The following is a 12499-nucleotide window of genomic DNA, read 5'->3' as shown; positions in this document are numbered from 1 at the left end:
ATTTAAAAAGTAATTTTTATAACATCTGTATCAATAGTGTTGTCCCACGATTCTGAATCAAAAATAGTAAAAGACAATTCTACATCGTTGATCGATGTAATATCATTTTCTTCCAGATCTGAATCCATAAATGTAATCGCGTCTATAGATTTCTTTCCCGGAACAACCTCAGAAGAAAATACAGGATCCACCATAAAACCATTGACAGAAACATCACGGGTTTGGAACGTGAGTGCCTTGTCCGTATCATTTACAAGAAAAACCTTGATCCCTGGTCCCAAAATAGAATCTTCATCCGATAAGCCTTTGATAATAACTTTAATGCCGTCGGCATCGTAGGCCACTTCTCCGCTATCGTCAAAAGCATACTCGTATGTATCTGCAATGGAAGTCTTTAACTGGACCTGAGGAGTATCTAAGTATGTTTCCCAATCCTCAGTTGTAAAAACGTGAAAAGAAAGATCTATATCAGCGATATTTATAATTCCGCATTCTTCAAAATCAGACTCCATAAACGCAAGCGCCTCATTGGCCTTTTTCCCATTTGCAACATCAACAGACATAACAGGGTCTACCATATACCCATTAACAGATGCGTTTTGACATTGAACCGTTAAATCCTTACCAGAATTGTTTTCAATCAGTAATTTCAGTTCTGCGCCCAGCAGCCCATCCATATTTAAACTTTTGGCGGTAATTTTTACACCGTCTTGATCCACAAGCACAGTCTCTTCTATGGCAGCGTCCGCGGTTTCGGGCTGTTCGCTTTTCTCATCATTACTCTGCGCAGGATCATTCCCGCCAGCCGTAACCTTGGAGGGCGCTTGTAAATCATCACCCAACGAACCGCCACACGAAACCACAAGCAAGCTTAACACGGCAGCTAATACTAATGACAAAATTTTCTTCATCTTGCTAACCCCTTTGCTTTTTCCTTTATTTCAATATGTTTAAATGATAAGTTATGAAAAATTGATATGTCGAATAGTGTCATACATAATTTTTCAAAACTTTATTCACTATTTATCAATAATTATAGCCCTATTGCATATAAGTGTCAACTCTTACTATTATTTTCTAATGATACAAGTATTATCCAGTGATCTCCGCGTCTAACTCCACCATTAAAACAAAAACCGGCCTTTATAAAAGCCGGTTTTCCTTATTAGCTATCCAGTTTCAGCACAGACATAAACGCCTCCTGCGGCACCTCCACACTGCCGAGCTGGCGCATCCGCTTTTTCCCTTCCTTCTGCTTTTCCAAAAGCTTCCGTTTTCGGGTAATGTCACCGCCGTAACATTTTGCCAAAACGTCCTTGCGCATTGCCTTAACAGTTTCACGGGCAATGATCTTCCCGCCTACCGCCGCCTGGATCGGCACCTCAAAGAGCTGGCGCGGAATGTTTTCTTTCAGCTTCTCCGCGATCTTCCGCCCACGGCTGTATGCTTTGTCACGGTGGACGATAAAGCTTAATGCGTCGACCACCTCGCCGTTGAGCAAAATGTCAAGCTTCACAAGCTGGGACGAATGGTATCCATCCATAACATAATCGAAAGAGGCATAACCTCTGGTGCGGGATTTCAGCGCGTCAAAAAAGTCATAGACAATTTCATTCAAAGGAAGCGAATAGTGCATTTCCACCCTGGTCGCATCCAGATATTTCATATCCTTGAACACCCCGCGGCGTTCCTGGCAAAGCTCCATGATATTCCCCACAAAATCGACCGGGGTCAAAATATCCGCCTTGACCATCGGCTCCCTCGCTTCCGCAATGGTAGCTACATCAGGATAATTGCTAGGGTTATCGATGTAAATGGTTTCCCCGGAAGTAAGAACGATCTCATAAATTACCGACGGGGCAGTCGTTACCAAGTCAAGGTTAAACTCCCGCTCCAGCCGTTCTTGGATAATTTCCATGTGCAGCAGTCCTAAAAAGCCGCAGCGGAACCCAAATCCTAAAGCCTTAGAGGTTTCCGGTTCAAAGGTGAGGGACGCATCATTCAGCTGAAGCTTCTCCAATGCCTCCCGCAGGTCGCCATACTTGGCGCCGTCAGCGGGGTATATCCCGGAAAAGACCATTGGATTTACTTTCCGGTAGCCGGGAAGCGCCTCCTGCGCGGGACGATCGGCCAAGGTCACGGTATCCCCAACGTTCGTATCTCCGATATTTTTAATGCTCGCCGCAATGTATCCGACCTCTCCGGCCGACAGCTGCTTACACGGCTGCATGGAACGGGCGCCCATATAGCCCAGTTCCACTACAGAAAATTCCGCTCCAGTCGCCATCATGCGAATGGTATCGTTCACTTTGACAGTTCCTTCCTTGACGCGGATATAAACAATAACTCCCTTGTAGGAATCATAGTAGGAATCGAAGATTAGCGCCTTCAGCGGCGCATTTTCATCTCCCTTTGGAGCGGGGATATCTGTTACGATCCGTTCCAAAACCTCCTCGATATTCAATCCCACTTTCGCAGAAACACGAGGCGCATCCATCGCTGGGATCCCGATCACATCCTCAACCTCCTGACAAACCCGTTCCGGGTCGGCGGAAGGCAGATCGATTTTGTTCACGACCGGAACCACTTCCAGATCATGCTCCAGCGCAAGATAGGTGTTCGCCAGCGTCTGTGCCTCAATCCCCTGAGAAGCGTCCACCACCAGCAAAGCCCCTTCGCAGGCTGCCAATGAACGGGACACCTCGTAGTTAAAGTCAACATGGCCCGGGGTGTCGATCAGGTTAAATTCATATTCTTCGCCATCCTGCGCAGTATAATTCACCTTTACGGCGCGCGCCTTGATGGTGATCCCCCGTTCCCGTTCGATCTCCATATCATCCAAAAGCTGCTCTTCCATATCCCGCTGCGCAACGGTACTGGTTTTTTCCAGAATGCGGTCCGCCAGTGTACTTTTTCCATGGTCGATGTGTGCTATAATACAAAAATTACGGATATTTTCCTTTTTCAAGTCCGTATCCCTTGCCTTTCCTCGCAAATTTCTTACCTTTCTTCTTTATCAAACAGTATTCACTGCTGTTTTTACTCCATTTATATTACCCTGCAAGACCTTGGTTTGTCAACCTTTTCTAACAAAGCAAAAGCGTATATGACAACATGATCGCCTAAAACAGTATTGCGTGTGGAGAATGCTATCTATCCGATTGTTATTCTGATTTTCATAAATGGATTTGACATGCTGGCAATAAAAAGAGATAGCCGTTTAACCACCATGTAAGACGACCATCTAATTTGATCCATTATGGGCTGACCATTTGCTCTTTTTCCATTTCAAGTATGTGAACAGCTTATTCTTTGGTAAGTGTACTTTTATAACCGTGTCTACATAATTTTATCCACAAAATAAAAAATCCTGCTATTTTAATAGCAGGGTTTTTTGGTGATCCACCGGAGATTCGAACTCCGGACCCTTTGATTAAAAGTCAAATGCTCTGCCAACTGAGCTAGTGGATCATCTATATAAAGCACCGACGAAAGCTTGGCCTTCAATCGAGTGCTTTATTATTATAGCAACCTAAGGGTAAAAAGTCAACAAAAATCTAATTTATTTTTCAAAAATATATGATTGCACAATTTTACGGCACTTTTCCATTCAAATTTCACAATTATGGCAATTTGAACCATTACGGCTTCTGCTTTATAGGATGTCCCTATTCTTTCTATTTATCCAAAAAAGCCCCCAAATAATTGGGGACTTTTTTTAGCTCTGTGCCTGCGCAGCTTTTTTCTGTTCTTTTTCAATCTTCTTTGGATCATAACGTTTAGCCGCTGATTCGTTGAGGGTGAAATCCAAAGATTTCGCGTTTGTCATCAGCATTTCATCAAAATCGTCCTGCTTTAAGTCTAAAAGCACAGACTGGCGCATCTTCTGATAAGTTTCCTCATCATCAGTCACGTTGTACCGCAGCACCACATAATATGCGTTGTCGTCTGATAGCAGGATCGGTTCCCCGATTTCAGCCTCCTCAAAAACCGCATTGGACAGCTTATTGCTCACATACCAGCTTGCCTCGTCCTTTTTGATCATGATCATATTATTAACTTCTTGGTCTTCCTCTTCTTCTGTGTCAGAAGTATCAGTGCTGATCTCCTTTTTCCGCTGTGCGATCAGTTCGTCAAAATCTTCTCCAGCCTTGGCCCTTTCCAGATACTGATCCGCTTTGTTTTTCAGTTCCACCAGCGCGGAAGCATCCAAATCTTTTCCGGCACTGTCTGTCTTGCTGAAAGAAATGGCTTTAAACTGTGCATAATTTTCTTGATAGTGGGCTGTCAAACTGTCGTCAGAGATCTCCTCTTTTCCGCCTTCTCCATAATAAGCGTCAAAAATCTCATAATATTTCTGCTGGTTGAGCAGATACAATCTGTAGGATTCTTTGGCCACACCAATCGCAATGTACAGGCTTTCTACACTTGCCCAGTTGCTTTCCACTGTATTATCTACCTCTTTAATCGTGTCTTCATCCAGCTCCAAGCCCTCTGCCTTAAATTCCTTCTCCACTTCAGCGTACTGCTTTACCAGTTCTAATGCGCGGTCATTTACCCAGTTTTTCAGGGATTTATTTTCCAGCTTGTTGTCCCAGATATTTTTCAGGGAAGAATCATATCCGCTCGTCTGCTGTGCTTCTGCCAATGCGGCGTACTGGGAAAGGATATATAAACCAGCCGGAATGGTTTCGCCCTCTGCCTTTGCAATATAAGAGGTATCCCCGCAGGAGGAAAAGGACAAACACATTACAGCGGCTAAAATCGCTGTAGTCGCTCTTTTGATAAACTTCATGTTCATTAGCCTTCCTTTTAAAAATTCCTGTAATAAATCAATTTATTATTATACAGGAAACCTTAGGAAAAGTCCAGCCCTTTTCCCCGGTTCACAAATCTTTCACTTATGCGCTTTCCAAAGCCGCAGCAATCTCTTTGAGCGTTTCCACCACGTCTTTTGATTTTCCAAGCCGAACGGTAAGGTAAGGCTTGCTGGAGGCATTCACCAGCACCCTTCCGCGCATTCCAGCCATCAGCTTCTGCGCGATCTCCAAATTCAAAGATTCGGGGATCAGCATCAGCGACTGCGCTTTCTGGTTGATCTCCGAGAACCCATAAGCCGCCAAGGTGTTGCGCAGAAGCGCGACCTCCAAAAGTGTTTCTACTGTCGGCGGAAGATCCCCAAACCGGTCGATCAATTCATCGATCAGATCCATCTTATCCTCTAAAGTTTTAATGGAAGCGATCTTTTTATACACGTCGATCCGCTGGGAAAGATTTTCAATATAATCTTCCGGGATATGGGCGTTGAGCTGGACGTCAATTAAGCACTCGTACGACTGCGTCTGCGGAAGTTCTCCCTTTTTCTGGGCGATCGCTTCACTCAGCAGGCGGACATACATATCATATCCGACCGCCTCCATGTGCCCGTGCTGTTTCCCGCCCAAAATGCTGCCCGCGCCGCGGATCTCCAAGTCACGCAATGCGATCCGGAAGCCGGAACCAAAGGTCGTGAATTCCCGGATCGCGGAAAGCCGTTTTGTGGCGATCTCGCTTAGCACCTTTCCGCGCCGGAAGGTAAAATAAGCAAACGCCCGGCGGTTGGAACGGCCGACCCGCCCGCGCAGCTGATAAAGCTGGGACAGGCCCATATTATCAGCATCTTCAATGATCAGGGTGTTGCAGTTTTTCACATCTACCCCTGTTTCAATGATGGTCGTGCAGACTAAAATGTCGATTTGATGCTCCATCAGCTTACGCCAAATATCTGAAAGCTCCGCCTCGTTCATCTTTCCATGCGCAATGCCTATAGCTGCTTCCGGGACAAGCTGCCCGATTTTGGCTGCGCACAGGTCAATGCTCTCGACCCGGTTATGGATATAGTAGACCTGACCGCCCCTTCGCAATTCTTTCTTGATCGCGTCCGCCAAGATCCCCATGTCATGCTCCAGCACATAGGTCTGTACTGGATGCCGGTCCTGCGGGGCCTGTTCAATAGTAGACATATCCCGGATCCCGCTCATTGCCATGTTGAGCGTTCTGGGGATCGGCGTTGCGGAAAGGGTCAGCATATCCACGGAGGCAAACATCTGCTTAAACCGCTCTTTATGCGCTACCCCAAACCGCTGTTCCTCGTCAATGACTGCCAGCCCCAAATCTTTAAATTCTACATCCTTCTGCACGACCCGGTGCGTCCCGACTACTACGTCTACCTCTCCGGTCTTTAGCTTCTTGATCGTTTCCCGGATCTGCTTGGGGGTACGGAACCGGGACAGCAGTTCGATCCGGATCGGATAGTGCTCAAACCGCTGTAAGATCGTTTGGTAATGCTGCCATGCCAAGATAGTCGTTGGGCAAAGGATAGCCGCCTGCTTTCCAGCCGTAACGCATTTGAATACCGCGCGGAGCGCCACCTCGGTCTTTCCAAAGCCAACATCCCCGCACAAAAGGCGGTCCATTGGGTGGGGGCGCTCCATATCTTTCTTGATCTCCGCGATACTGCGAAGCTGATCTTCTGTTTCTTCATACTCAAAGCGTTCTTCAAACTCTGTCTGCCACTCCGTATCAGCCGGGAAAGGAAAGCCCGGCGTCTGCATCCGTTTGGCGTACAGGGCGATCAATTCATCCGCCATATCCGCGCAGGCCTTGCGGACCCGCGCCTTTGTTTTCTGCCATTCCCCGCTGTTAAGTTTGTTGAGCTTGATCTTGGTATCCTCTTTCGGGCCGATATATTTCGATACTAAATCAAGCTGGGTTACCGGAACATACAAGGTATCCGCCCCGGCATATTTGATTTTAATATAATCTTTGATGATCCCGTGCAGGTCGATCTTATGGATCCCGTCAAACACCCCGATCCCGTGGGAGATGTGGACGACCAGATCCCCCTCGGACAGATCGTCTAACGACCGGATCGTTTTTCCCTTTTTAAATTTCCCGACCCGTGTTTTTGCCGGTGCAGCGGCCCGGTTGGTAGAGATCAAGGAAAATTTGATCTCCGGATATTCAAAACCGGAAGAAACCGTCCCCGCCAGCACGGTGATCTTTCGATATGTGATCGATTTTAAATCCCGGCTAAACTCCGCGTTCAATCCCATCTGCTGAAGATCCTTCGCCAGCGTCATCCCCGCTTTTTCCGTCCCTGCTAGGATCGCCACACAATACCCTGATTCCATCAGAGGATACAGATCCTCGTACAGGATTTTCAGCTCCCCGCTGAAATTAGAGGTCTGGATCGGATTGATCGAGATGATCCCGCGGTACGGCAGATCTGAACTGCCCCGTGCAAAGGTATCCATGACAGCAAGCGGATGTTCCCGCAGTTCTTCCGCCACAGGGGCAAACTCCCGGTGATAGCAGTCCAGCCCCTTGCAGAGCTCTCCGTCCTCAAAGAGTGTTTTCAAATCCTCCGCCATCTGCCAGGAAAAAGATTTCGCGCGCTCTTTGACAGCCGTATATTCACTGAGCACCACCGCGTGCCCTTCACAGTAATCCAGAAGCGTGGCGCAGGTTTCATAAGCTAACGGCAGGTATTTGTCCACCGACAGCAATTCCCCCTGCGATCCCAGCCGTTCCAAGTCGCGCTGAAGCGTTTGCGCCGCGGCCCCTTTGGTCTTTTTCTGCAAGGCTTCGATCCGGCCGCGCAGTTCTTCGGCAGAATCAAACAAGCACTCACAGGCTGGCGTTACGGTCAGGGAAGAAAACGGTTCGGTCCGCCTCTGGCTTTCCAGATCAAAGTAGGATAGGGTGTCTACCTCGTCACCCCAAAACTCAATCCGCACCGGCGCTGTTTCCCCAGGCGGGAACAGGTCCAAAATTCCTCCGCGCAGCGCAAACTGCGCGATCCCCTCTACCTGAGGGCGCCGCACATACCCTGCGCGCACCAGCTTGACCGCCAAATCGTCCAACTGGTAACTGCCGTCCACTGTGATCTGAAAGGTCCTGCCCATCAGTTCCTGCGGCGGGATGGTCCGCTGCAGCAGTGCTTCCACACTGGCAAAGCAGATCGGGCAATTTCCCGCCAGCATCCGGGACAGCACCCCAATCCGGATCTGCTCGTATTCCTTGGAGGCCGTTTCCACCTGCCGAAAGGTAAAATCCCGGGCCGGGTACAAAAACGCCGCGGCCTCTTTTCCGCCGTGCATGACGTTCACATCGTCACACATCCTCCGCGCCGCCGCTTCATCGTCTGTGATGACTAAAATCGGCTGTTTTATCTCTTCAGACAGGCTGTATAAAAAATGGGATTTATGGATCTCAGACAGCCCCACTGTCAAAACCGGTGTATTCCTAGTTTGGAGCGCCTCTGACAGCTGCGCAAAGGGTACAAGCTGCCGTGCCACATTATGGTAAAGCTTCATCGCTTTCTGGGTCCTCCTGTTTCTTTTTAGCTGTTAAACTGGTTCATCGCCTGATCTGTTTTCCCCTCCACCATCAGCGCTACCGCCTCTGCGCAGTACTGCAGTACCGGGGCCAAAAGCTTTTGTTCCTCAGCACGGAAAGCAGACAGCACCCAATCCGCCAGATCATATTCCGGATGGGGCTTTTTCCCAACGCCGATCTTGATTCTGGGAAAAGTGTCCTTCCCACTTAAATAAATGATATTTTTCATGCCATTATGCCCGCCGTGGCTCCCTTTCCGGCGGATCCGCAGTTTTCCCACATCCAGCGAAATATCGTCGAACAGAACAATCACCCGCTCCGGCGGAATTTTATAAAAGTTCATCGCTTCTACCACTGCCTGACCGCTTAAGTTCATGTAGGTCGTGGGCTTCATCAACAAGCATTTGTGCCCGGCAATGGTACACTGCCCGGTCAACGATTTATATTTCAGCCGGTCTACAGAACAATGGTTTTCTGCCGCAATCACGTCAACTGCCATAAAACCGGCATTGTGCCGTGTGTTTTCATATTTCCGGTCAGGATTTCCCAGCCCAACGATCAAATATTCAACGCCGCCAGAGATCGGCTTTTTTGAAAACAGTCCCATTATGTAATTTTCCTCCAAATTTATACTAATAGTATATTATATAGGCGTGTAACACTCTATTTTCCTGTTTCTTTCCGTAAAAATAGTAGCACGTTTGGGGGGACAAGTCAATTTATTTCTGTCGAATAAAATAAGCTGCTTGCTATCTTTGATAAATACATTGCAAATCACGGCGGAACATGATAAAATCAAGCAGGGCTCTCATTTTACAGAAAGCAGGGATGACATATGCGGCGGCCCGGAATCGTTTTAAACCAGGAGATGGTGAAGCGTCTGATCATGATGACGATCGGATGCGTCTTTATGGGGATCGCGATCACCATTTACAACAAGGTGCAGTTTGGAACCGATCCCTTTACCTCCATGGTATTGGGCATTGCAAAACATCTTCCGGTTTCCTTTGGCGTGACCCAGCTGACCGTGAATGTGATCATTATTGCCATCGCGTTTAAATTCAGCCGGAACCTGATTGGGATCGGCACTTTCATCAATGTAACCTGCATCGGCTTTATCGTAGACTTTACAACATGGCTCTATCAGTTTGCATTCCCGGACCCGGAAGTCCTGTGGGTGAAGAGCTTATTGTTTCTTTGCGCGGTAATCATCCACTGCTTTGGCGGCTCCATCTTTTTCACTGCGGCGCTGGGGGTAGGCGCCTACGACGTGGTAGCATTTGTAATGAACGCCCGCACTAAGATCAATTACCGTTGGTGCCGGATGGGCACCGACTTTTTCTGTACGGCCGCCGGGTTCCTTTTGGGAGCTACGATCGGTATAGGAACCGTTGTGACCGCATTTTTTATGGGACCGGTGATCCAGTGGTTCACCGACCATTTTTCCCTGCCGTTTTTATACGGCAAAGATGCCGCGGCAGAAAAAATTTTGGAAGAAAAACTTGCCCGCGAGCAGAAAAAAGAAGAACAGGCCCGCAAACGGGAAGAAAAAAAGCAGGCAAAAAAACCGGTATGAGATCTCATACCGGTTTTTTTATTTTTTCTACCGTCAACCTGCATAATCCTCAGGCTTCATCTGAAAAAAACCTCTGTCAACAAGTCGGTTGCGCAAAAAACGGTTCTGTGGTAAGATGTTAAGGTATAAACTTATGATAGGCATATTATAACCTAAATGAAATTTTGATAGAGAAAGCAGGGATCCCGATGGATCAAAAAAACATTGCGGTCGTTTTTGGCGGTGTTTCTTCCGAGCATGAAATTTCGCTGATCTCCGCTACTACAGTGATCGAAAACCTGAACCCGGAAAAATATCAGGTCTACCTGATCGGCATTACAAAAGAAGGGACGTTCCTTTATTATACTGGCGACGTTTCAAAAATCAAAACCGGCGAATGGGAACAGGGACCGGTTTGCGAATGTGTCATCAGCCCCAGCCGCCAGCACCACGGAATGATCTGTTTTCGGGATGGTAAAAAAGAAGTGATCCGGCTGGACTGCGTGATCCCGGCGCTTCACGGAAAAAACGGGGAGGACGGGACGATCCAGGGGTTGTTCCAGCTTGCTGGCATCCCGTTTGTCGGCTGCGACACCCTTTCCAGCGCGGCCTGTATGGATAAGCAGATGACCCATATCGTACTGGCAAATGCCGGTGTCAGAATGGCAAAATGGCTGGCTGTTACCCAGCATGCTGTGCCTGAAAATATTGTCCAGCTTGTTGCAGAGAAGCTTGGCTATCCCGCTTATGTGAAACCTGCGAACGCAGGTTCCTCTTATGGGGTGTCCCGGGCAAAAACACCGGAAGAGCTTGCTTCTGCTTTAGACCTTGCGTTCCAGTACGACCGGAAGGTGATCATCGAAGAGCAGATCGTGGGCAGGGAAGTGGAATGCGCCGTCTTAGGAAATGAAGATGCAGAAGCTTCCACCGCCGGGGAGATCGAGCCTGCCAATGAATTCTATGACTTTGAATCAAAATATGTATCCGGGGATTCCATCCTGCATATTCCGGCACGGCTAAAACCCGACGTACTGGAGCATCTGCGGCAGACTGCGGTAAAGGCCTACCATGCTTTAGGCTGCGCCGGGCTGACCCGTGTGGACTTTTTCGTGACGGAACAGGACGAGGTGATCTTAAACGAGCTGAACACCTTCCCGGGCTTTACCGGCATCAGCATGTACCCTAAGCTTTGGGAACACGGCGGCGTGCCGATCCCACATCTGTTAGACCGGCTAATCGACTGTGCGATCGCACGATAAATCAAGGAAAGGTACATTTAACATGGATAAACGTGCAATCGGCGTATTTGATTCTGGGCTGGGCGGCTTAACCGCAGTGCAGGAATTAAAGCAACGGATGCCACATGAAAATATTGTTTATTTCGGCGATACCTCCCGAGTGCCCTACGGTACCCGGAGCAGGGAGACCATTCAAAAATATGCCGCGCAGGATCTTCGTTTCCTGTTGTCCAAAGAGGTCAAGGTGATCATTGCCGCCTGCGGCACAGTAAGCGCCAACCCTCCCTTGGAAATGATCGCTGAACTGCCGGTCAGCTATACCGGCGTTCTGATCCCCGCCGTGCAGGCGGCGTGTGCCGCAACAAAAACCCAGCGTATCGGGGTGATCGCTACTCCTGCGACGATCCGCAGCGGCGCTTACGGGAAAGAGATCCGCAATATCCTGCGCAGCCCAACTATTATTGGGAAAGCCTGCCCGCTGTTTGTGCCTTTGGTAGAAAACGGATATATTGAAAAAAACAACCCTGTTACCCGTATGGTGGCGGAAGACTACTTGCAGGTTATGAAACAGGAACGGGTGGACACCCTGATCCTTGGATGCACTCATTACCCCCTGATACAGGACACCATTGCGGAGATCATGGGGGACAGCGTCAGCCTGATTAGCCCCGGGGCAGAGGCAGCCAAATATGTACAGGCGCTGCTGACAAACCAAGGACTTTTGAACCACCAGGAGGGATCCGGAACCTGCCGCTATTATGTCAGCGACGAGGTGTCCTCTTTTGCGGAAACCGCCAGTCTGTTTTTACAGGATGATGTCAGCGGTCAGGTAGAACAAATACAAATCGAAAATTTTTAATTTAAGGAATTGGTGAAACATTGAAAAAAGATGTGTTGATCAATATTCGCGGTATCCAGTCGGCAGATGGGGCCAGCGACACAACAGAGCTTTACACCCAAGGCGTTTTTTACCGCCGGGGACAAAATTATTACGTTGTATACGAGGAATCGGAAACGACCGGCTTTGAAGGCTGCCGCACGACCCTAAAGGTAGAAGGGCTGGATAAGGTTTCGATGATCCGGCACGGGGCCTCCCGTTCCAATCTGGTGATCGAGCGCGGCGCCCGCAACGTAGGCTTTTATAACACCGTGCAGGGAGATCTTTTGATTGGAATCTCCGCCTCGGATGTAGATGTTAAAATGAATGACGACGGAGGCAGCCTGTATTTTAAATACTCGCTGGATATCAACTCCACCCATATCAGTGAAAATGAAGTATATGTGGATGTGAAAGAAAACCCCAATCCACTTCAAGCATAAAAGCAAG

9 protein-coding genes and 1 tRNA gene are annotated in these 12499 nt (G+C 48.3%); 4 read left to right on the top strand and 6 right to left on the bottom strand.

The features are described 5' to 3' along the window. Positions 1–2: 2 nt before the first annotated feature. The 6 genes from CIB36_RS08870 to pth all read right to left on the bottom strand — a co-directional run bounded on the left by CIB36_RS08870 (position 3) and on the right by pth (position 8986). Complete coding sequence (locus CIB36_RS08870; protein ID WP_093989218.1) at positions 3–911, bottom strand: hypothetical protein; 909 nt, start codon at positions 909–911, stop codon at positions 3–5. 254 nt (positions 912–1165) lie between these two features. Continuing rightward, complete coding sequence (gene lepA / locus CIB36_RS08865; protein ID WP_093989980.1) at positions 1166–2968, bottom strand: translation elongation factor 4; 1803 nt, start codon at positions 2966–2968, stop codon at positions 1166–1168. Between the two features lie 427 nt (positions 2969–3395). Next, positions 3396–3471: transfer RNA gene (locus CIB36_RS08860), tRNA-Lys, on the bottom strand. 247 nt (positions 3472–3718) lie between these two features. Continuing rightward, entirely contained in the window at positions 3719–4795 is a 1077-nt protein-coding gene (locus CIB36_RS08855; RefSeq protein ID WP_093989217.1) for a hypothetical protein, read from the bottom strand. A gap of 106 nt (positions 4796–4901) precedes the next feature. Next, positions 4902–8357: a transcription-repair coupling factor gene (gene mfd / locus CIB36_RS08850; RefSeq protein ID WP_093989216.1), complete on the bottom strand. Its 3456-nt coding sequence runs from the start codon at positions 8355–8357 to the stop codon at positions 4902–4904. Positions 8358–8383: 26 nt separating this feature from the next. Next, the gene (gene pth / locus CIB36_RS08845; RefSeq protein WP_093989215.1) at positions 8384–8986 is read right to left on the bottom strand and encodes an aminoacyl-tRNA hydrolase; all 603 of its coding nucleotides are present in this window, start codon (positions 8984–8986) and stop codon (positions 8384–8386) included. 228 nt (positions 8987–9214) lie between these two features. Between pth and CIB36_RS08840 the strand changes: the two genes are divergently transcribed. From CIB36_RS08840 to CIB36_RS08825, 4 genes are all read left to right on the top strand, one after another. Next, entirely contained in the window at positions 9215–9955 is a 741-nt protein-coding gene (locus CIB36_RS08840; protein ID WP_093989214.1) for a YczE/YyaS/YitT family protein, read from the top strand. A gap of 188 nt (positions 9956–10143) precedes the next feature. Further along, positions 10144–11193 carry a D-alanine--D-alanine ligase family protein gene (locus CIB36_RS08835; protein ID WP_093989213.1) on the top strand — a complete coding sequence of 350 codons (1050 nt, stop codon included), beginning with the start codon at positions 10144–10146 and terminating at the stop codon, positions 11191–11193. Between the two features lie 22 nt (positions 11194–11215). Continuing rightward, positions 11216–12031, top strand: a complete 816-nt coding sequence (gene murI / locus CIB36_RS08830) for a glutamate racemase (RefSeq protein ID WP_093989212.1) — start codon at positions 11216–11218, stop codon at positions 12029–12031. A 20-nt stretch (positions 12032–12051) separates the two neighbouring features. Then, positions 12052–12492, top strand: a complete 441-nt coding sequence (locus CIB36_RS08825) for a DUF1934 domain-containing protein (RefSeq protein ID WP_158662644.1) — start codon at positions 12052–12054, stop codon at positions 12490–12492. Positions 12493–12499 lie beyond the last annotated feature (7 nt).

It is taken from the genome of Massiliimalia timonensis, from assembly GCF_900186585.1.
GTDB lineage: Bacteria > Bacillota > Clostridia > Oscillospirales > Ruminococcaceae > Massiliimalia > Massiliimalia timonensis.
Note: the sequence above shows the minus strand (reverse complement) of the source record. Positions and strands in the feature narration are given on the sequence as shown.